The sequence below is a fragment of the Streptomyces sp. NRRL S-118 genome, assembly GCF_000716335.1.
In the GTDB taxonomy this organism is placed as follows: Bacteria; Actinomycetota; Actinomycetes; order Streptomycetales; family Streptomycetaceae; genus Streptomyces.
On sequence record NZ_KL591028.1, the window covers coordinates 84,828 to 104,903 of the forward strand.

The 20,076-nt window shown below is 72.5% G+C and carries 21 protein-coding genes and 1 pseudogene; 13 read left to right on the plus strand and 9 right to left on the minus strand.

The annotated features are described in order from the left end of the window. Nucleotides 1–67: 67 nt before the first annotated feature. From IH00_RS0131920 to IH00_RS0131935, 4 genes are all read left to right on the plus strand, one after another. Nucleotides 68–571, plus strand: a complete 504-nt coding sequence (locus IH00_RS0131920) for an FBP domain-containing protein (protein WP_031079569.1) — start codon at nucleotides 68–70, stop codon at nucleotides 569–571. Between the two features lie 31 nt (nucleotides 572–602). Then, a complete protein-coding gene (locus IH00_RS0131925) occupies nucleotides 603–1,076 on the plus strand; it encodes a hypothetical protein (RefSeq protein ID WP_031079570.1) in 474 nt (157 codons plus the stop codon). Nucleotides 1,077–1,151: 75 nt separating this feature from the next. Beyond that, entirely contained in the window at nucleotides 1,152–1,565 is a 414-nt protein-coding gene (locus tag IH00_RS0131930; protein ID WP_199819849.1) for a hypothetical protein, read from the plus strand. A 223-nt stretch (nucleotides 1,566–1,788) separates the two neighbouring features. Then, on the plus strand, nucleotides 1,789–2,298 hold the full coding sequence (locus IH00_RS0131935) for a mycothiol transferase (protein ID WP_031079572.1): 510 nt from the start codon (nucleotides 1,789–1,791) through the stop codon (nucleotides 2,296–2,298). A 130-nt stretch (nucleotides 2,299–2,428) separates the two neighbouring features. Here the strand turns inward: IH00_RS0131935 and IH00_RS0131940 are convergent, their stop codons facing one another. Further along, entirely contained in the window at nucleotides 2,429–2,995 is a 567-nt protein-coding gene (locus tag IH00_RS0131940) for a hypothetical protein (RefSeq protein ID WP_031079573.1), read from the minus strand. A 159-nt stretch (nucleotides 2,996–3,154) separates the two neighbouring features. Here IH00_RS0131940 and IH00_RS39135 point away from each other — a divergent pair, with 159 nt between their 5' ends. From IH00_RS39135 to IH00_RS0131955, 3 genes are all read left to right on the plus strand, one after another. Next, nucleotides 3,155–3,514: a phage holin family protein gene (locus IH00_RS39135; RefSeq protein ID WP_078888069.1), complete on the plus strand. Its 360-nt coding sequence runs from the start codon at nucleotides 3,155–3,157 to the stop codon at nucleotides 3,512–3,514. A 276-nt stretch (nucleotides 3,515–3,790) separates the two neighbouring features. Next, nucleotides 3,791–4,840, plus strand: coding sequence for a threonine/serine dehydratase (locus IH00_RS0131950; protein ID WP_031079575.1), 1,050 nt, complete (start codon nucleotides 3,791–3,793; stop codon nucleotides 4,838–4,840). Nucleotides 4,841–5,075: 235 nt separating this feature from the next. Continuing rightward, on the plus strand, nucleotides 5,076–5,906 hold the full coding sequence (locus tag IH00_RS0131955) for a 2OG-Fe(II)-dependent halogenase WelO5 family protein (protein WP_052411790.1): 831 nt from the start codon (nucleotides 5,076–5,078) through the stop codon (nucleotides 5,904–5,906). Between the two features lie 98 nt (nucleotides 5,907–6,004). Here IH00_RS0131955 and IH00_RS0131960 read toward each other — a convergent pair whose 3' ends face one another. Next, nucleotides 6,005–6,682 (minus strand): formylglycine-generating enzyme family protein, encoded by a 678-nt coding sequence (locus tag IH00_RS0131960; protein ID WP_039947629.1) that lies wholly within the window; start codon nucleotides 6,680–6,682, stop codon nucleotides 6,005–6,007. A 73-nt stretch (nucleotides 6,683–6,755) separates the two neighbouring features. Further along, nucleotides 6,756–7,391 (minus strand): MarC family protein, encoded by a 636-nt coding sequence (locus IH00_RS0131965; RefSeq protein WP_031079578.1) that lies wholly within the window; start codon nucleotides 7,389–7,391, stop codon nucleotides 6,756–6,758. A gap of 404 nt (nucleotides 7,392–7,795) precedes the next feature. Here IH00_RS0131965 and IH00_RS0131970 point away from each other — a divergent pair, with 404 nt between their 5' ends. Beyond that, nucleotides 7,796–8,386 (plus strand): peptidase inhibitor family I36 protein, encoded by a 591-nt coding sequence (locus IH00_RS0131970; protein WP_031079579.1) that lies wholly within the window; start codon nucleotides 7,796–7,798, stop codon nucleotides 8,384–8,386. 8 nt (nucleotides 8,387–8,394) lie between these two features. On the opposite strand, the gene IH00_RS0131975 is transcribed toward IH00_RS0131970, so the two are convergent. Next, nucleotides 8,395–8,877 (minus strand): SRPBCC domain-containing protein, encoded by a 483-nt coding sequence (locus IH00_RS0131975; RefSeq protein WP_031079580.1) that lies wholly within the window; start codon nucleotides 8,875–8,877, stop codon nucleotides 8,395–8,397. A gap of 156 nt (nucleotides 8,878–9,033) precedes the next feature. Next, nucleotides 9,034–9,618: a TetR/AcrR family transcriptional regulator gene (locus tag IH00_RS0131980; RefSeq protein WP_031079581.1), complete on the minus strand. Its 585-nt coding sequence runs from the start codon at nucleotides 9,616–9,618 to the stop codon at nucleotides 9,034–9,036. A gap of 104 nt (nucleotides 9,619–9,722) precedes the next feature. Here IH00_RS0131980 and IH00_RS0131985 point away from each other — a divergent pair, with 104 nt between their 5' ends. Then, on the plus strand, nucleotides 9,723–10,706 hold the full coding sequence (locus IH00_RS0131985; RefSeq protein ID WP_031079582.1) for an aldo/keto reductase: 984 nt from the start codon (nucleotides 9,723–9,725) through the stop codon (nucleotides 10,704–10,706). A 101-nt stretch (nucleotides 10,707–10,807) separates the two neighbouring features. On the opposite strand, the gene IH00_RS0131990 is transcribed toward IH00_RS0131985, so the two are convergent. After that, nucleotides 10,808–14,263, minus strand: coding sequence for an NACHT domain-containing protein (locus IH00_RS0131990; RefSeq protein WP_031079583.1), 3,456 nt, complete (start codon nucleotides 14,261–14,263; stop codon nucleotides 10,808–10,810). 188 nt (nucleotides 14,264–14,451) lie between these two features. Between IH00_RS0131990 and IH00_RS0131995 the strand changes: the two genes are divergently transcribed. Then, nucleotides 14,452–14,733 (plus strand): hypothetical protein, encoded by a 282-nt coding sequence (locus IH00_RS0131995; RefSeq protein WP_031079584.1) that lies wholly within the window; start codon nucleotides 14,452–14,454, stop codon nucleotides 14,731–14,733. A gap of 210 nt (nucleotides 14,734–14,943) precedes the next feature. Here the strand turns inward: IH00_RS0131995 and IH00_RS0132000 are convergent, their stop codons facing one another. Next, the gene (locus tag IH00_RS0132000) at nucleotides 14,944–16,191 is read right to left on the minus strand and encodes an MFS transporter (RefSeq protein WP_031079585.1); all 1,248 of its coding nucleotides are present in this window, start codon (nucleotides 16,189–16,191) and stop codon (nucleotides 14,944–14,946) included. A gap of 129 nt (nucleotides 16,192–16,320) precedes the next feature. Here IH00_RS0132000 and IH00_RS0132005 point away from each other — a divergent pair, with 129 nt between their 5' ends. Next, nucleotides 16,321–17,256, plus strand: coding sequence for a LysR family transcriptional regulator (locus IH00_RS0132005; RefSeq protein ID WP_031079586.1), 936 nt, complete (start codon nucleotides 16,321–16,323; stop codon nucleotides 17,254–17,256). A 224-nt stretch (nucleotides 17,257–17,480) separates the two neighbouring features. Here IH00_RS0132005 and tpg read toward each other — a convergent pair whose 3' ends face one another. After that, nucleotides 17,481–17,813: a telomere-protecting terminal protein Tpg gene (gene tpg, locus IH00_RS0132010; protein WP_420710952.1), complete on the minus strand. Its 333-nt coding sequence runs from the start codon at nucleotides 17,811–17,813 to the stop codon at nucleotides 17,481–17,483. Nucleotides 17,814–18,071: 258 nt separating this feature from the next. Here tpg and IH00_RS0132015 point away from each other — a divergent pair, with 258 nt between their 5' ends. Both IH00_RS0132015 and IH00_RS40855 read left to right on the plus strand, forming a co-directional pair. After that, complete coding sequence (locus IH00_RS0132015) at nucleotides 18,072–18,734, plus strand: DUF998 domain-containing protein (RefSeq protein ID WP_052411791.1); 663 nt, start codon at nucleotides 18,072–18,074, stop codon at nucleotides 18,732–18,734. Between the two features lie 229 nt (nucleotides 18,735–18,963). Continuing rightward, nucleotides 18,964–19,262: pseudogene (locus IH00_RS40855) on the plus strand (site-specific integrase); the annotation flags it as partial. A 33-nt stretch (nucleotides 19,263–19,295) separates the two neighbouring features. Here IH00_RS40855 and IH00_RS0132025 read toward each other — a convergent pair. Continuing rightward, on the minus strand, nucleotides 19,296–19,814 hold the full coding sequence (locus tag IH00_RS0132025) for a helix-turn-helix domain-containing protein (RefSeq protein ID WP_031079590.1): 519 nt from the start codon (nucleotides 19,812–19,814) through the stop codon (nucleotides 19,296–19,298). Between the last annotated feature and the right edge of the window lie 262 nt (nucleotides 19,815–20,076).

Genomic DNA, 20,076 nt, shown 5'->3' on the forward strand with positions numbered 1-20,076 from the left:
ACCGGAGCGGCGGACCGGGCGGATAATCGGATGCGGCGTGAGCTGCGGGTACGTAAGGTCGGCGCACGTGGAACCGCTCAGTGAGAAACAGATCCGTACGTCCTTCGTGAACTGCACCAAAGGTGATGCGGCGCGGCTGAGGCTGCCGCTCGACTTCGCCGAGCTGCCGTGGGAGGACCTGGACTTCCTGGGATGGGTGGACCCGGGTGCGCCGCTCCGCGCCCACCTCGTCCTGCCCCGGGCGGACGGGCCCTTGGGCGTCGCCCTGCGCGTCCCGGCCGTGAGCCGCACCAGCGCGGTGAAGTCCAGCCTGTGCCAGATCTGCCTGACGGGACACGCCTCCTCCGGCGTCGGCCTGTTCGCCGCTCCCTTGGCGGGTGCGCGCGGCCGCGAGGGCAACACGGTCGGCATCTACCTCTGCGCCGACCTCGCCTGCCCGCTGTACCTGCGCGGCAAGCGGCAGCCGAAACTGCGCGCCGGCCGCCATGAGGAGACCCTCACCGTGGAGGAGCGCATCGAGCGCATGTCGGCCAACCTCGACGCCTTCGTCGCCAAGGTCACCGGGGCCTGAGCCGGCCCGCCGTTCGGTAGGGTCACCGCCCATGGGTGACGACTGGCGCGAGGACCGCATCGGCAGCGCACTGCGGGGTGAGAACCCCACGGTGCTGAGACGCCTGGACGCGGGCTTCGCGGTGATCGGGGACGTCCAGTTCCTCCCCGGGTACGCGGTGCTCCTGACGGACGATCCCGCTGTGCAGCGGCTGTCCGGCCTGCCGCGGCACAAGCGCCTGGCCTTCCTGTCGGACATGGACCGGCTGGGGGAGGCCGTCGAGCGCGCCTGCGAGCGGCTGGACGCCGGCTTCCGGCGGGTGAACCTGGAGATCCTCGGCAACACCGACGGCTTCCTGCACGCCCATGTCTGGCCGCGCTTCACGTGGGAGCCGGCCGGTCTCGTCGGTCGCCCGGTGTGGCTGTACCCGCGCGACAGGTGGAGCGACGAGCGGTACGCGCTCGGTCCGCGGCACGCGGCTGTGCGCGAGGCGATCGGTGAGGAACTGGACCGGCTCGGCGGCTGAGAGGATTCCGTGCGGCGCGGCACGGAACACGGGTCGGGCGGAACCGCTGAGCGGATCTTGTTCGTCCCTGCCGTTGTGACCAGACCTGGAGCGGGACTGAACGGCGGGCCGGGGACGGGCGCCGAGGACGGGCCGCGGCAGCGGCCCCGAGGTGGCCTCCTGCTGCCCGCCACGGTGAACCTCGCGCTCGGTGTACCGGCGACGATCCCCCTGTACTGCGCGTGGTGGCTGATGAGCGAGTACCTGCCGATGGACTGCCGCACCACGGAGGACATGGCCCGTCCAGGGCTCACCGACTGCAACCACCACACCCTCGACCACGCGTTTCCGGTGATGTTCCTGCTGGCGCTGACCGGGCTGCTCATGATGCTGCTGATTCTCGTCGTGGACGTGCTCCGGCCGCTGCGGCGCGGTGACCGGCTGCGCACCTGGCTGGGCACGGCGTTGCTCATCCCGGTGCCGTTCACGGCGCTCATGGTCCTGGCCTGAGGCGGGAGGGCCACGCCCGACCACCTCCCGGCCGCCGGTGGGTTCGCGGTGATCCACTCCCCGACACCGCCGCCGAACGCGCCGCGCCGCTCCCCGCCGTGGCGCCGCGGGCGTCGGTCCGTCCGGAACACCGCACCGGCCGGCGCGGCCGCGGCGGCGGGAGGGGGAGCGCGTGAGCGTGTCGCCGCGCGGGCGGGGGAGCGGTGCGCGGTTCACTCGGCGTATGAACACCGCAGAAGTGCTCGCAGACGCTGTCGGACGCATCAAGGAGGTGGTGCACGAAGCGGTCGAGGGCATCGCGACGGAGCATCTCCACGCCCGGCTCGACCCTCGAGCCAACACCATCGCCTGGCTCGTCTGGCACCTGACCCGCATCCAGGACGACCACATCGCCGACGTCGCCGACCGGGAGCAGGTGTGGACGGCCCAGGACTGGGCGGGCCGCTTCGGCCTGCCGTTCCCGCCGGAGGCGACCGGCTACGGCCACACGCCGAAACAGGTCGCCGCCGTCCGGGTCGACTCGCCGGACGTGCTGCTCGGCTACTACGACGCCGTCCACGACGTCACCCTGGAGTTCGTCTCGGGCCTGCGCGGTACTGCGCTCGACCGGGTCGTGGACGAGTCGTGGACGCCCCCGGTGACCCTGGGCGTCCGGCTCGTCAGCGTCGTCGCGGACGACCTCCAGCACGCAGGGCAGGCCGCGTTCGTCCGGGGATGCCTGGAACGCCGCTGACCGCCCCCGGTGAGGGGCCGCACGCCGACCACTCCGCATCCCGCACCGGCCGGGCCTCAGCTGCTCCGGTTCCTCCCGGCCCGCCGGGCGACCGGGCGGCGCGGAGACGGGCGGGCGGGACCCGGCGCCTTCAGGACCGTGACGCTCCTGCGCTTCCGGCGGCGTCCCCGGTACGGCACACGGAGCAGCGTTCCCGCCCGTCCCAGTTCGTCCAGCCGAAGGCACCGGGCGTCAGTGACCGGCCCTCCAACTCGTCGCGGACCGCGACCCGGTAGTCCCACACCGACGCGATGTACGGGTGGTAGACGTCATGGAACCGCGGCTCGGACACCGAGGCGCCCGCGGCGACGGCCCGGCGCAGGGCGCGCAGGTGCTCGAACATCGTCTGGCCCGCCGCGGCGACGTTCGCTCCCGCGTCGATGAACAGCCGCTCGCGCACCTCGTAGACCTGCGCGTCCGCGAGCGCCGCGCGGCTCGCCGCCTCCCGGTCGAGGGACGCGTCCGCGTTCTGCGCGAGCTCCCGCAGCCGGGTATGGGCCACTCCCGCCGCGGAGATGAAGTCGATGTACACCTCACGCCGCCGCGCGCCGAGGCCGCGGTCCGTCTCCTGCCGCGTGCGCAACCGGTCGGCGAGGACCGTCCCCGATATCGCGATGACCGCTCCGCCGAGCGTCGCGACCAATGTCAGCCACTCCATGCCGTGCCCCCTCAGCCCCCTCACGGTGACGGCACCGTAACACCTGCTCCGCCCGCCGTACTTGGGACTTTCACGGTCGGGCACCGCACGGGCCGGAGCCGGTCACCGGGTGCCGGCCCGTGCCGGTATGCCTCGCCGTACAGCGGGTACGCGGGCCTCATGCAGTCGTCGTCACAGGATGTTCACACCGTGGTTCGCGAGGAACTGGACCATGCGCGGGAGGAGGCCGCCTTCGGCGTGTCGGAGGCCGGACAGGGCGTCGCGGCGCTGGCCGCCGGCGGCGCCTGCGGCCTCCTCGCGCTGCTGTCGGCGCACACGACACTGCTGCGCGGCCTGGAGCGCGTCTGGGACCCGCAGAAGGTCGCGGGCGTCCTCACCCTCGCGTACGCCTCCGGCGCCTCGGTCCTGCTCCTCCGCGGCTCGAAGAAACTGCGCGCTGCCCGTGCGGCCTCCCGCGAGGCGCTGCACTCCTCTCTGGACGTGGCCCGGCTCGTGGCGGAGGAACTGAAGGACGGCTGAGCCCTCCGGCGGCTGTGGACGACGGCAGGCGCGGCCGGCCGCCGCGTGGTCCGGCCGGGTGACGGGTGGGTACGAGACCGTGTGCGCCGGCGGGAGAGCCGGGGGGCCGGTCACGGCGGCGGGCCCGGCCGGCCACGGTGACCGGACGCCGCCGGTCAGCGGGTCGTGCGGCGGTGGCTCTTCCGTCCCCGCCGCCGGAAAGGCTGCATCCTGGGGATCACCGCCGACGGCCGGCTCATCGCCCGGTCGTGACCCACACATCGCAGGAGCAACGACGTGCACCAGCTCGCGTACGAGGACATCAGGGCCGCAGCCGACCGGATCGCCGGACGCACCCGCCCGGTCGCCCTGGCCCAGCTCGACCCGGGAGCGCTCCGTACCGCTTCCCGTGGCCCGCTGGACGACCGGAGCGAGCAGCCCGGCGAGGTGTGGCTGGCGCTGGAGTTCATGCAGCACACCGGGTCGTTCAAGGCCCGCGGCGCGCAGAACTTCATCCAGGCGCACCGCGACGCCGGCTCCCTCCCCGAGGCCGGGGTGACCATCGCCTCGGGCGGCAACGCCGGGCTCGCGTGTGCCTGGGCGGCCCAGCAGCAGGGCGTGCGGGCCACGGTGTTCCTGCCCGAGACCGCTCCGGCGGTCAAGGTGGCCTGGCTGCGCGGGTACGGCGCCGACGTGCGCCTGGTGGGCACCGAGTACGCCGAGGCGCTCGCGGCCTGCGAGGAGTTCGTCGCGGCCACGGGCGCGCTCGCCTCCCACGCCTATGACCACCCGCTGATCGCCGCCGGGGCCGGCACGCTCCTGGAGGAGATCCACCAGCGGATCCCCGGCCTGGACACCGTGGTCGTGGCGGTCGGTGGCGGTGGCCTGTTCGCGGGCGTCGCCACCGCCGCCCAGCACCACGGCATCCGTACCGTCGCGGTGGAGCCGGAGAACTGCCGTGCGCTGAACGCCGCGATCGAGGCCGGCCGCCCGGTCGACGTCCCCGTCGAGTCGGTCGCCGCCGACTCCCTCGGCGCCCGCCGCGTCACGGCCATGGCCGTCGCCGCGGCCCAGAAGGGCGGCGTCCACTCCGTGCTGGTGCCGGACAGCGACATCCTGCGCGCGCGCCAGGAGCTGTGGGACCGCCGCCGGATCGTGGTGGAGCACGGTGCTGCCACGGCCTGGGCGGCGCTGACCGGCCCGGATCAGCAGGTGCCGGACCGGGAGCCGCCCGCCGGCCCCGCCACGGGGAGCGGCGGCTACCGGCCGGGCGGCGGCGAGAAGGTCTGCGTGGTGCTCTGCGGCGCGAACACCGACGTCACCACGCTCGTCCGGCTGGAGTCCTGAAACGGCGCGGAGGGGGAGCCGGGCGGTCATCCGCCCGGCCGCCCCCTGCCCCGTGCGGTGGGGGCGAGCCCGGTGGCTCCCGCGCGCGCATCGACGCAATGCTTCGCCGGATCCCTGCTGATTCGCCCGCTCGGAGTACATGTGCACGCGACGGGTCGGAGGCGTTGTTAGCGTCGGTTGAGCAGCTGGTACGGCGATCTTGCTCTCCAGGATCGGGCAACGGCCAGGAGGTCTCATGTCACTCACTGGAGCGGCGCAGCAGGGCGGTCCCGGCCCCGTTTCACACGACCCCCTCTTCCGCCTGGAGGAGGCGCCGGTCTTCACCCGCCGCCATCTGGCCCGGCTGGCGGCCGGTACCGCGGGAGCGGTGAAGGTGTCACGCTTCTTCGGCCCGGCGGAGTGCGAGCAGGCGCTGGCCTCCGTCCGGTCCTTGCCGCTGCAGCAGTACGACCCGGCGCGCGTACCGCTGAGCGCGTACCGCTTCGGCCCGCAGCTCAACGAGTTCCGCACGCCCGACGGCGGGCTGGACGCCGAAGCGTACTGGCACGCGGTCGAGAAGGCCGAGCGTGCCTGTGCGGACGCCGGGCTGGCGGGGGACCCGGTGACCCCCGTGCTGGAGCGGCTGGGCACCCAGTGGGAGACCCCGCTCGCCCGCGCGACGATCGACGGCAGGCCCGTGTTCGGCGGGGCGGTACGCGCCATCGAGAACGGCACACTGGTGCACTGCGACGAACTCGTCCGCGAATTCCCGGACGGGCTCTTCGACCAGGACGTCACGGCACAGCTGGCCTTCAACCTCTATGCGGCCACGCCTGAGAAGGGCGGAGAAACGGTCGTCTGGCGACGCCGGTGGCACCCGGACGACGACTCGCACCGGCAGGACAGCGGCTTCAAGCCGTCCGTGGTGCAGGGCTGCCAGCCGATCCGCTTCCGGCCCGCGGTCGGCGCCGCGCTGCTGTTCCATCCCGGGAACATGCATGTGGTCGAGCCCTCCCAAGGGCCCCGGATCACGTTCTCCCTCTTCCTCGGGCTGACGGTGCGGGGCGAATTGATCTACTGGAGCTGATCGACGGAGCCCCGGCACCGCCCCGGGGCGGTAGGGGCGGACGATCCGCTCATCGCCGGCGCGGCACTCCGCCCGCCGGCACGGCGACGCCGCAACGGTCAGGACGGACGTGGCGAGCGCGCGACGCGGAAACCGACGTCGTCGATCCGGTACGTCGGATGGCTGCGGCGCCGCACCGACGCCCGGCAGCTCCACTGCTCGTCGGACCATCCACCACCGCGGAGCACCCGGTACGTCCCGTACACCTCGGCGTCGTAGACGTCCCAGCACCAGTCCCAGACATTGCCCAGCATGTCGTACAGGCCCCAGGCGTTGGGCTGTTTGCCGCCCACGGCGTGCATGCGCTCCCCGGAATTCCCCCGGTACCAGGCGATCTCGTCGAGCCGGCCGTACCGCGGGCCCTCGGTGCCGGCGCGGCAGGCGTGTTCCCATTCCGCCTCGGTCGGCAGCCGGTACCCGTCGGCGGCGGCGTCCCATTCGGCCGTCTCGTCATCGGCTCGGACGCGGTACGCGGGCGTCAGGCCCTCCCGGCCGGACAGGGCGTTGCAGAACCGGACCGCGTCCCACCACGACACACCCTCCACCGGCAGCCGCTCGCCGTGCGCGGCGCTCGGCCGCTGCCCGGTGACCTCCGCGTACCAGGACTGGGTGACCGGGAACGCCGACATCCGGAACGGCGCCACATCGACCGGCCACCTGCGCTGTGTCCGCCGGTCCGACAGCGTCACACGCCCCGGCGGGACCTCGACCATGTCGTCAACCGCCCCCGCGTTCATGACACACCACTCTACGGGGTGTGCTCGGCCTCCCCGCGGGCCGGCGTCGCGGACAGCGGTGGCCCCGGCGCCCTCAGTGAACCCGTGCGCGGTCGGCGCCCGGCACGCCGAGGTCCGTCAGGCCGTCCAGCACCAGGTCCACGCCGACCGCGGCGAGCAGCAGCCCGAGCAGCCGGCCGAGGAGCTCGATCGTGGCGTGGTGCGTACGGCGCAGGATGTTCGCCAGGACCAGTACGCACACGAGGTCGAGGGCGAGGACGGTGACGTACGCGCCCACGACGGTGCTGCGCCAGGTCCACGAGTCGCGCTCCGCCGCTTCGATCAGTACGGCCGTCATGGCGAGCGGGCTCACGATGTACGGCATGAGCAGTTCCCGTACCCCGCTGACCAGGTCGGGGGCATCCTGCTGCGGCCGGTCGGAGCCCAGGTGCACCCCGAGGACCAGGCCCACGGCGTAGAGGAAGAAGATGATGCCGCCGGCGAGCTGGAGCGCGGGTGTGCTGATGTGGAACAGGTCCAGCAGCCAGGAGGCGGTCAGCCCGGCGACCAGGCCCACGAAGACGGCGGCACCGGAGGCGATACCGGCGATGCTGCGCAGCTGGGCGGTGCCGTGGAGGTGGGCGAGCTCCCCGAAGGCGAGCAGCACCTTGGGCGGGCCGACCACCGAGAAGAAGGTGATGAAGGCGGAGGAATAGGTCAGAGCATCCACGACCGGCATCATCGCGGCACGGGCACTCCGGCCCCCGGACCGACGCCCCGGCGCCGTGGGGCTGTCGGGTCCCCCGTCCGGCGGTGTGCCGGCGTTGCGGCCTGAGTGCGTCCGGGCGGTCGCCGACCGGGGTGACTTCAAGTCAAAACCGGGATATGGCGCACAATTCATTGACCCTTCGACGCCCGTGGTAATAGACAGGCCTCGTCCTTCCCGGCGGAACCCGAACGCGCACCGGTGCGCGGGCCGTCGGCGTACGTGTCATGGTCCTGACCAGATCATGTTCTGGAACCCGCCGTGAATGCCGGGCCCACCGCTGCGCGCCTCGAAGGGCGACGCGCGGCACGGCACGCCGGTCAGCGGGCGGGTGTCACCGATCGGCCGTCTCACAGCAAGGGGGAGCAATGAACAGAGTCGCATCAGTCCTGCTGGCCGCAGCGTTCACAGCGGCCGGAGGACTGCTCACCGGTCCCGTGCCGATGGCGTCCGCCACCGAAGCGCGGGCCCCGCGGGCGGAGTCCGGCGCGGCGGTGGACGGTGCCCTCGCGTCCTACGGGCAGCGGACGATCAACCTCAAGCACGACGGCTGGGGCGACGCCCGCAGCTGCGTGGTGTACTCCCGGACGGAAGTGAGCTGCTTCCGGACCCATGAGGAGGCGGACAAGGCGCTGGGCTACTCCCGCGCCACCGACCCCCTGCTGCGCGGCAGGGTCGACGCACAGGCGCTGCCGGCCTGCGCGAGCGGCTGGACGTGCCTGTACGAGCACATCAACGGTGGTGGACGCCGCCTGATCTTCAGCGACTACTACTGGCACAACCTGAACGAGTACGACTTCAACGACAAGACGTCGTCGTGGCGCAACACGCAGTCGAACTCGTACGCGTGGCTGGCCAGGGACGAGGGCGGGAACGGCGGGCAGATCTCCATCAGCCCCAACTCGTACAGCTCTAACCTCGGCGCGTACAACGACTGGGCGAGCTCGGTCGCCGCCTGACGCGGCGCTCAGACGGTCCGCTCCGGACGCCCCGGCGCCTCCACCAGGCGCGCGAGATTGTCCAGGGCCATGCGCGTCCCCCGTTCGTTGTCGGCGGCGGACACGGCGTCAGGGACTCCCTCGTGCACGACGAGGACGTCCGTGCCGTCGCCGGCATCGGCCAGCGTGGTGGTCAGGGTCATCACGCCCCGCAGGGCGTCGTCACCGGTCTCGAACTCGATCACCTCGACGACCTGTTCGTCCGGTACGAGCCGGGCGAAGTGGCCGCGGTAGGTGTCGGTCAGCGCCGTGGTCTTGCCCGTACCGCCCGCTGCCGCGTCGTACGTGAGCGAGACGCGGAAGCGGCCGCCTTCGCGGGCGTCGAAGCCGTGCACGTGGACGCGCATCCCGGCCGGCGCCCGCCACGCGGCGATCGCGTCCGCGTCGACCAGGGCCCGGTAGACCGCTGCCCGGGGAGCCCTGATGTGCCGGGAGACCCGTGTGGTGTGCATACGGCCCACCCTAGGGGCCCGCTGCCCGGGCGGCCGGGCCGGTGGGGGCGACGCCGGCGGGTCGCGGCGTGCCCGCAGCGCGCGGGGTGGGCGGCCCGCTCGGCGGCACGCGGGGGAGTGGCGGACACCCGGCGCCCCGGTCGGGCCACGGGCGCGTCAGGCCTGACTGACGGGGGTGACGAAGCGCCTGACCGCCTCCACGACCGCCGCCCGGTGCCGGGCGCGCCGCTGCTCGCTCCAGGCCGAGCCGTCCGGCTCGGTGGCCGGGCCGCCCGCCGCGGCGAACCACGCCTGGGAGAGGGCGAGCACCAAGGTCAGGATGTCCGCGGGCAGGAACGCGGCGTCGAGCCGCCCGGCGCGCTGCGCGGCGGACACCGCGTCGATCTTGGCGGCGTAGGCACCTCCCTGCGCGGGAGTGGCCGCGGGGCGTTCCAGCTGCTTCCACACCACCAGCCGCATCAGCTCGGGCCGGGCGACGAGGTGGTCGAAGATCGCGCCCGCGTAGCCGGGGAGGTCCTCGACGTCGAACGGCACGGACTCGGCACCCGCCTCCAGAGCCCGCTGCATGACGTGGTCGAAGAGCTGCTCCTTGTTGCCGAAGTACACGTAGATGAGCCGTTTGTTCGCTCCGGCCGCCTCGGCGATGCGGTCGACGCGGGCGCCGGCGATCCCGTGGGCGGCGAACTCGGTCAGTGCCGCGTCGAGGAGCCGGGCCTTCGTTGCGCTGGAGTCGCGTGCCATGCGATCACCCTACCAAGTAACTATCTGGTTATTGACAAGCGGCCGGGCTGTGCCTCATGCTCGAACTATCCAGTTAGTTACTTTGTGGAAATGGAGCGGACGACATGCGAATGCGCGCACTGGGGAGCCAGGGCCTGACGGTCGGCGCCGAAGGACTCGGCTGCATGGGAATGAGCGCCTTCTACGGTGCCACCGACGAGACCGAGGCCCTCGCCACCATCGACCGGGCCCTGGAGCTCGGGATCACCATGCTGGACACGGCCGAGAGCTACGGCCCGTTCCTCAACGAACGGCTCGTCGGCAAGGCGCTGGCCGGTCGCCGGGAGAAGGCCGTCGTCGCCACCAAGACCGGTATCGAGTTCACCGACGACGGTGTCATGCGCGGCTACAACGGGACGCCCGAGTACATCCACCGGGCCGCCGACCGCTCGCTGCGGCACCTCGGCACCGATCACATCGACCTGTACTACCTGCACCGCGTCGACCCGAACGTGCCCATCGAGGAGAGCGTCGGCGCCATGGCCGAGCTCGTCACCGCGGGCAAGGTCCGCTACCTCGGCATCAGCGAGGCCGCCGCGTCGACCATCCGGCGGGCGCACGGCGTGCACCCGCTCACCGCCGTGCAGAGCGAGTACTCCCTCTTCGAGCGGGGTGTCGAAGGCGACGGCGTACGGGCGGTGCTGGAGGAGCTCGGCATCGGTCTCGTGGCGTACTCGCCGCTGGGCCGTGGTTTCCTCTCGGGCGCCATCACCACGCCCGACGACTTCGCCGCCGACGACTTCCGCCGCACCGACCCCCGCTTCCAGGGCGAGAACTTCGCCCGCAACCTGGCCGTGGTCGACCAGGTGCGCCGTATCGCCGAGGAGAAGTCGGTGACCCCTTCGCAGCTGGCACTGGCGTGGGTGCTGCACCAGGGGGCGGTACCGATTCCCGGGACCAGGCGCCGCGAGCGCCTGGAGGAGAACGCCCGGGCCACCGCCGTGACGATCACGCCCGAGGACATCGCGGCCATCGAGGCCGTCGCCCCCCGCGGGGTCGCCTCCGGCGACCGCTACGCCCCCGAGCTCATGGGCTCGCTGAACGGCTGACGCGCACTCCGTGCCGGAGCGGACGCCCGCCGTCGCACCAGCGGCGCAGGCCCCCGATCCGGGGGCTTCGCCCGCCGCCGCGACGGCGGCGCAGGACGGGCTCACCGCGGGCGGCCGCTGTCCTGGGCCCGTTGCCCCATCCGCTCCCAGAACCGGCGCAGCTCGGCGACGTCCGTGCGCCGCTGCCACGGCGCCTGCGGGCGGACGAAGGACCGGGACAGCAGCGTGGACTGCGCCCGGCAGAACGCCTCGCTCAGCTCGACCCGGTGACCGTCGAGGCCCTTGGGCGGGTAGGGGCACAGCTCGAACGCGCAGTCGTCCCGGCAGTTGGAGCCGGCCTGAGAGGCGGCCGTGCGGACGGCCGTACGCCCCGGGTCGAGCGGACTCCGGTCGCGGGTGAGGCACGGCGGCAGGTCCGGCCGTGCCGTGTGGCGCAGGCGCCGCAGACGGTCCTTGGGCCAGTCGCCCCGCTCGGCCAGGTTGAGCAGCAGCAGGACGTCGGCGAGCAGCTGCTGGGCGCGCGGGTGCAGGGTGCTCCAGCCGGTGGACGGCGGGATCCACAGGTGGTGCTTGCGGGCCTCACCGCGCGGTGCGGTCTGCGAACCGACGTGCGCGGCGACACCCGACTCGTCGATCCAGAGGAACCGCTCCGGCTGCCGGGTCTCCAGCGCCCACACGCACAACTCGGCGGCCTCCTCGACGAAGGGATGCTCCCGCTCGCCGTCCGGGCGGGCCAGCCACTGCCGGACCTGCTCCGCGGGGTCGGAACCCGGCCCGTGCGCGGGGCGCGTCACCGTGATGCCGTCGGGCAGGTCCCACAGGGTCAGGGCGTGCAGGAGCGTCAGGCGGGTGAACCAGAACCGGGTGCGCTTGAGCATGTCCCACGCCTGCCCGGTCAGGTACTCGCGCGCCTCCGCACGGGCGTGGGGATGGCGGTGCCGCCGGTTCGCCGCGTACTTGAAGCCCTGGGCGAGGGCGACCTCCACCGTCAGGTCGAGGATGGTCCCGTCGCCGCCACCGGCCGCCCCCGCCCCGTCGGGCGCACCGGTCGCGTCCGGCGTCCCGACCCGCCGTACCCAGCTCTCCAGGAAGTCGTACGGGGTGTTGTGGTGGCGCTGCGTCGTGACGGAACCCACGAGCAGCGGAACCAGCCACGCGCACATCGTGTTCTCGCGCCACATCTGCTCCTCGTCCTCGCGCTCCCTCTCCTCCTGCCGGTGCTCGGCACGCCGCGTCGCCTCCCGCTCCCGCAGCTCCCAGGTGACCCGGGCCCCGCTCTGCTCCGCCCGGCGCTGCCTCCTGCGCTCACCCTCCGCCACGGCCTCCGGCTGCTGGGCCGCCCACATCTCCTCCAGGCAGTCCGGGTGGCGCTCGATCCGCTCGTCCCGGTCGATCTGCGGCCCGCGCAGCCGTGCCTGCAGCGCCGCGAAGGCGTGGTCACCGCCCGCCCCGATCTCCTGCGCGACGGCGACCCGGATGGGGTACGACGGCTCCAGCCGTGCGATCTCGAAGAGCTCCAGGTACGCGGGGAGCAGCGTGCGCCTGCGGGTGACGCCGCGCACGGCCTCACCGAACCGGGACACCAGCAGCGTCTTGGCCACGCGCAGGGTGTGCGGATCGCGGGCCCGCAGATCCGGCCACGCGGTGGCCAGCCGCATGGCGATGATGTGCTGCTGCGGTGCCGCGTCGACGCTGTCGATCTCCAGGGCGGCGGCGTACAGCTCCAGGGCCTTGGCGTGCAGGGTGCGGCCGAAGAGCCGCTGCGCCTCGGGGACCTCGTCGACCTGCTGCCCCTGCCCCCGCCGCTGGTCCGCCGCGTCCCGGGGCTCCTCCGGCGGGCGGTCGGTCATCTGCGCCCGGCAGGCCGCCCGCAGCAGCAGGTCCCGCGCGGCGGACACGGGGCACCACACCTCGTCGCCACCGCGCTCCTCCCCGTTGCCGCGGCCCTCCGCGCCTCCGCGCCCCTCATCGGCGCTGTGCGCCTCCTCGTGGAGGCACGAGCCCTCGGGCGTCCGCGAGTACAGCACCATGGCGATCAGCAGCTCCCGGCCGGGCTTCTCCAGCGCCGCGGGGAAGAAGGAGCCCTCCCGGGGTTCGTCGGGGACGCCCGGATGGATCACGGCGTTCATGAACCGCGCTCCGAGGTGGGCCTGGATCACCGTGTGCTGGAAGCGGACCCGGTCCCCGCCGATCTCCACCAGCCCCATGCGCGCACCCCAGTGCGCCGCGAGGCGGATGTCCAGCTTGCTGTCCTCGACCCTTCTCGCCAGTTCCCGCAGGATCTCGGGGTAGCGGGACCGCGACGGGTGATCGTCGTCCACCACGTCGGTGAAGCGCACCTCGCAGGAGTCCGAAGCCAGCCCGGCACACGCGAGCGCGGACAGGTAGTGGACGGCCGCCCGCCGCTCCTCCTGGCTGAGCGGGAGTTCGGGGCGGAATCGCCCGTTGATCAGGGCGGCGATCCAGGTGTCGAGCAGGTGGAAGCGCAAGGCGGCCCGGTCCCCTCCGCGCGTCTCCACCGCCTCCTCCTCCGAGTGGCCGGTGAGCGCACGCTCCAGCAGGCCCTCCGCGTGGAGTTCGCTGGCGATCTGCAGATACGTGGGCGCCTCGGCGATCCCCGCCTTCTCGACGATCCAGTCCAGCCGCTGCCGGTCCTCCCACTCGCTGCCGGAGGAGATGTACGTGAGGGCGGCCTCCTCGCTCAGCGGCTCCAGGTCGGTGAGGGACGCCTCCATGCCCCGCAGCGAGTCGTGCGGGCGCGAGGTGATGATGAGCGGCAGCCGCTCGTCGTTCGCCCGGCGGATCGCCAGCCGGATGATGCTGTCGCGCTCCTCCGCCAACTCCTCACCGTTCAGCGTCTCCTCCAGGCCGTCCGCGAGGACCACGATCCGCCCCTGCTGGCACAGCCGGCGCCACACCTTCTCGGCCTCCGCGTCGGAACGGATGCAGCCCTGCACCTCCCGGGCGAACCGCTCGAAGGCCAGTCTGCGGAAATCGAGGTCGCTGTCGGCGCTCCGCAACCGCAGTGGCACCGGCAGGGCCTTGCGCCGGGCGAGCTGCTCCGTGAGCAGGACGAGCAGCGCCGTCTTCCCCGTACCGACGCCGCCGACCACGACGTGCGTACGGCGGGAGCGGGTGTCCCGCAGGTCCTCCATCAGGACCTCGCAGAGCTGGTCGCGCCCCACGACCTTGCCGAAGATTCCGCCCGCCGTCTCGACCAGTTCGTGGGGCGCCGCCCGCGCCTTGCGGAGGTACGCCGAACGTACCCGGGTGAACCGGAAGGAGAGGTACGCGACGGTGGCCAGGGAGAGCGTGAGGAACGGCATGATCAGCGTTTCGAGGACACCGCAGGAACGCTCGTTCTCCTCGCAGCGCGCATCGATCCACCGGATGGGCGTCCAGAACTTCCTGTCCGCCCCTTCCACCAGGGTGACCAGGGCCGCCACGGCGAGGGACAGCAGGACCAGCGCCCCCAGCGCCGTCGCCAGGAGCGAGACGTAGTACCAGCCGCTCTTGCGGACCCGCCACTGCCGGGCCTTGCCGTACCCCTGCTGCATCAAGCGGCGCGAAGAACTCCTTCCAACCCTCACCCCGTCACTGATTCCGTATCGGGCCGCCACCCCACCGCCCTTCACCCGCGCGGCGCAGCGGCCCCCTGCGCCACCCGGCCCACGCAGCCTCCCCTGCGTGCGGCGCCGAATGGCGGGTACGACGCGAAGTACAGACGGTTACGGAGGGAGCAAGCATGACGCACCACGGAACGGACGGCCGCGTCCCGCCGCCCGGTGTTCTCGAGCCCGGCACCCGGCAGCGGGCGCAACTGCGGGCCCGTGTCGGCGACATCGCCTGGACGTCCCTGTGCGTCGTGCTGCTGCTGTGGGGCGTCTGGAGCACGGTCGACGCGGCGCGCGGCCTGACCGCGTGGGCGTACAGCGCGGTGGCCTGGGTCCTGCTCGCCGTGGCCCTGGGCGTACGCGTCGCCGCTCTCCGCCGCCGGACGCCCGAAGGACGCGACCTCACCTCCTGAACCGCTCGGTGGCGGGGTGCGCGCCGGCCCTGGTCACCGGGCGGGGTGGGGAGGCACAGTGCCCGCACCGGGCCGTGGCGCGTTCGGCGCCGCCCTCGCCGCAGCGTCCCCGAGGTCCGCGTCGGCGCCGTCCCACCCGGTCGGACGCGACCGCACGCGACGGCCGGGCGCAGCGGTCACCGTGACGGCTGTGACCGCTGTGGCGGCCCGTCAGGCGCCGCTCGGTGCCGGCTCCTGCTCGGCGGGAGGCGCTGCCGCGTGGCGGGGCAGCAGCAGCGGGGTCGCCAGCACCAGCACGCCGGCCAGGCCGATGGCCGTACGCGAACCGAGCAGGCTGCCCAGCACGCCCCAGACGGCCGTCAGGAGCGCGGTCGTGGCCTTGGTCGTCACCGCCCAGGCGGACAGAGTGCGGGCGAGCCGGTCGGTCGCGGTGCGCTGGAGGCGGTAGGTGGCGGAGACGGGGTTGAAGACCCCGCAGCAGAAGATGAGCACGAGCTCAACGCCCATCACCAGCAGCAGCCCGCCGGCCCCCGGCCCCACGAAGGCCAGGCAGACCGGGCAGACCGCGCGCAGCGCTCCGGCCGCGACCAGGACCCTGTGCTGCCCGAACCGGGTGACGAGGAGTGGGGTCAGCCGCGAGCCGAGCAGCCCGCCGATCGCGGGGACGGCGAAGGCGAGGCTGTACTGCCAGGGCGCGAACCCGAGCCGGCCCAGCATCAGGACGGCCAGCAGCGGCGAGGCGGCCATCACGAGGCCGTTGAAGAGTGCGGTATGGAAGAACTGCGGACGCAGCGTCGGGTCGGCGAGGATGTACCGCCAGCCGTCGAGCAGGCCCCCGGCCTTCCTGCGCGGCGCCTCCCGGCGCTCGGGTGGCGGCTCGTGGCCGCTGCCCGTCGCGCGGATGCCGAGGGCCGAGAGCAGATGGCTGACCGCGTCGGCCACCACCGCCGCCACCGGGCCGAGCAGCGCGATCGCGGCGCCTCCCAGTGGCGGCCCGACGATCGTGGTGGTCCATGCTGTGGACTCCAACCGGGCGTTGGCCACGAGCAGGTCCTCGGCCGGCAGCAGTGTCTTCAGATACGCGCCGGACGCGGCGCGGAAGGTGATGTCCGCCGCCGCGACGACGACAGCGACCAGCATGAGTTGGAAGAAGGTGAGCGCCCCGAGGGCGAACGCGGCGGGGATCGTCAGCAGGGCGACGCACCGCACCAGGTCCGTCGTGATCAGTACCGGCCGCTTGCGGCGGAACTCCACCCACGGTCCGAGCGGCACCGCCACGGCGGCGCCCACGGCAGCCCCCACGGAGAAGAGGGCGGCGACCTGAGCCGGTCCGGCGTCCAGCACCTCGATGGCGATCAGCGGGAACGCGCCGAAGGCGAGCCAGGTGCCCAGCGCGCTGGTCCCGTACGCGGCCCGGAACCACCCGAACCGCCGCCCCAGCCGATGCCCGCTCCGCACGCCCGTGCCCTCCTCCGCCGTACAACCGATGCGCTGGACGAGTCATCAAAACGAGCGTCATCACCGCTGGTCAAACAACCAGGAAGCCCGCATCTCACAACCATCCGTTGTACGGATACGGTGGTCGGCGTGGACCTCAACGCCGTACGGACGTTCGTCGCCGCCGCCGACGCGGGGCAGTTCCAGGCAGCCGCCGCCGAGCTGGCCGTCACCCAGCAGGCCGTCTCCAAGCGCATCGCCGCGCTCGAGCGCGACCTCGGGGTACGGCTGTTCACCCGCACCCCGCGCGGCGCCGAGCTCACCATCGACGGGCAGGCCTTCCTGACCCACGCGCGGGAGCTGCTGCGCGTGGCCGAGCGAGCGGTCGAGTCCGTCCACGCCGGGCGCCGGCCGCTGCGCGTCGACGTGATCGCTTCGCGCAGCGCGCAGTCGGCGCTGATGCGCGGCTTCCACCGCGCGCACCCCGAGATCGACCTCGACGTGGTGATGCTCTTCGGCATCGACAGCGCCGTCGCCGCCATCCGGTCCGGTGCGATCGACGCGTCCTTCCGCGCCGTCGCCGCGCCCGGCCATCCCCTTCCCGAGGACATCGCGTCCGTCCGGGTGCTCGACGAGAGCCTCCAGCTCCTCACCGGCCCCGCTCACGCGCTCGCGGGCTCCCGCTCGGTGACCCTCGCGCAGCTCGCCGGGCACCGGATCTGGATGCCCGGCATCGTCGCCGGCACCGAGTGGGCCGCCTACTACGACGACCTCGTCGCCGGGTTCGGCCTCACCATCGAGGCGACCGGCCCCAACTTCGGTTCCGACGCGCTCCTCGACACCGTCGCCGACACCCCGGCCCTGGCGACCTTCATGGGCGCGGACTCCCGCCTCGTCTGGCCCGCCGGCCACGGTCTGCGCCGCATCCCGGTGACCGACCCGACGCCCGTCTACCCGCACTCGCTCCTCTGGCACCGCGACAACCCCCACCCGGCGCTGGCCGTCCTCCGCGCCCACCTCGCCGCCACAGCGGCCGGCCGCGACGCCGCCGGGACCTGGGCCCCGAGCTGGGTGCTTCCGCGCTGAGCGCCGCCGTGTCCCCGGTCGTCACGGCCGGATCGGCGGCTCCCGGCGCATGCCGAGCACCGGCAGCCGTCGGCGCCCCGGCCGGAACCGGCACGACGGCCTTGCACGCGTCACCCCACCGACGCCCACCGGCAAGGACACGCCCGACGTCAACACCGTCTGGCCCCGAACAGCCTGCGAGTCCCGGATAGTCCGGGACTCGCAGGCTGTTCGGGGCGCGGCTGCTACAGCTCGGACTCGAGATGCTGCACGTCCGAAAAGCGGACCTCCTCCAGGCTGCCGGCGCGGCGACCGCCGTCCTGGAAGTACACCTCCTTGAGCCTGTCGGCGGCGATTTGCTGAAGCTCTTGGTCGCTGGCGCCGGCCTCCTGGGCGTCGAAGAGGCGGGCCGCGTACTGCGGGGGCAGGGCGACGGTCAGGTGCCGGATGGGGTGTTCGTCCGTCGACCCGATCGGCGCGGGGCAGCCGAGGCGGGCGCGGGCGTCGTATGGCGATACCGCCGGTGGTCGCCGCCTTCCGCGGGGCTTGGCCCTGATCTGTGGCTGCCACCGCGGCATGGGCGGCACAGTGCAACCGCGCCTGGGCAGCGGACGGGCGGTGCGGGCGGCCACCAGGCCACCAACCGGGTGGCGGGGAGCAGCGGCCAGACGCCGACAGTCGGACGGCGCGTCACCGGCGCGCGCGAAGAGATGGTGGCGGAACACGGGCGCAGTGGGGTCTGCCCCACCCCCTATCCGGTGGCTTGCCCTAGTGCCCGCGCATGCCACCAGGTGATCGACTTTGTCGCGTTGGAACGGCCGGAAGGAGGCGGACAGTTGAAGGACCGGATCGGGTACTTGGCATGGATCGTGGGTGCGGTGCAGTTCTTCGTGATTCATGGAATCGTTGAATCCGCCTGGGCGAGCCCCTACAGCTGGGCGCGGAACAACATCAGTGACTTGGGCAACGTTCACTGCGCCATGCAGGCAGAACCCGAGCCGCGGTACGTCTGTTCGCCCGCGCACGAGATGATGAACGCGTCATTCGTCGTGCTGGGCATACTGCTCGTGGTCGGCGCGGTCCTCGGCGACATCTGGCGCAGGGGCATCATCGGGACCGTCTCACGGCTCCTGATCGCCAGCGCTGGCGCTGGGTTTGTGCTGGTCGGGCTGGCGCCCGCCGACGTGGATGAAAACCAGCACTTCATCGGCGCTCTGCTCGTCATGGGGATGGGCAACCTCGGCCTTCTGGTGGCAGGATTCGCTCTCGCGCGCCGGATCCGGGGGCCACTGCGCCGACTGACCACTCCGCTTGGCGTCACGGCGATCGCAGCCTTCGCTCTCTTCCTTTTCCATCACTACCTCGGCCTCGGCATGGGAGGTATGGAGAGGGTCGCGGCGTTTCCTCTCCTGGTGTGGACGCTCCTCATCGCAACGCATGGTCTGAGCAACCTCACGCGCCACGGTGCCCCTCACACGGGTCGACACGTCAGCGGGTAACGCCTGAATGGGCGCGACGGGCATGACGGACTCTTGGGATGGCGGTTGCCCCATCAAGCAACGAACGCCGGAGCCGGGGCGGCGATCTGGTCACTGCACCAAGTGCGGCCTCCGGCACCGGATGACCCCGCCCTTGACCCGGACGGGACACTGCGTGATGGCGCCGAGGACGCCGAGCTGACCGGCATGGTCGACCCCGAATGCGGTCCTCGACGCATGCATGCCCGCGGTGGTCAGCCCGCGCGACGTGTGCCCGGCCACCGGGCTGGTCCGGCTGTCGTACGGGCAGGCCCGCATGCTGCTGGACGAGCACACCGCCCTCGGCGGCCAGAACGGCACGGGCTGGGACCTGCACGAGTGGCGGCACTCCCGACTCACTCACCTCGCCGAGGCCGGGGGAGCCTGCTGGTGCTCATGGCCAAGTCCCGGCACAAGAAGCCTGAGAACGTACGGCGCTACTTCCATCCCCCTGCGGACGCGGTCGCCGAAGTCACCAGTCTTCTCGCGCCCGGCGACAGCAGGCGCTGACCGCTGTCGGCCCGGTGTGGGGCCGAGGAGGGTTCACTGTGGGTAGCGCACGATCAGCAGAGCCTCGACGTCTCCGGACGGTGCTTGGTACAAGTGCGGAACGTCGGCGGCCCAACTGCCATGCATGCCGGGGCCGATCAGGGCAGGAGCGGAGAGTGCGCCGACGCGCGCGGTGCCGGCGAGGACGATGATGTCCTCTGTTGTGCCGGGAGTGTGGGCGGCGGACTCCTGCGTCGTTCCCGCACGGATGCGCACTCGGTAGGTTTCCGCAACCGCAGCAGCAGTCTCGAATCGCTCGGTGAGGACGGCATCCACGGCGTGACCAGAGACCTTGGCGGGAAACGCGAGGTTGTGCAGCGCTGTGCTGAGCGGCACTTTGAGGGCCGTCGTCAGAGCGTAGAGCGTCTCCAGAGTGGGATTGCGCCGGCCACTCTCCAACTCGGAGAGCGTCCCCTTGCCGATCTTGGACCTGCGAGCCAGCTCGGACAGTGAAATCCCCTGCGCTTCACGCAATTCCCGCAGGCGCAATCCGACGCGAGTGGCCAGGTCCATGGTGAGCCCCTCCTTGTTGCCGAGGCCGGTTGATTCGATGCCGCGCGAGATCTATCGTTCCACATACGGAACGTTCTGTATATGGAACACATGATGATGCGACCTCGTATGAAGGAGTCCCATGGGGCCTCAGGAAAACGCGTCCCTGCCCGTTCGCAGCATGCAGGTGGCCCGCGTCCTCGCTGCGGCCGACGTCGCGGGTCACGTACGCGAGCTGGCGGAGTCGACGCGCACAGCCGCCGAGGCCGCCTCGGCCCTGGGG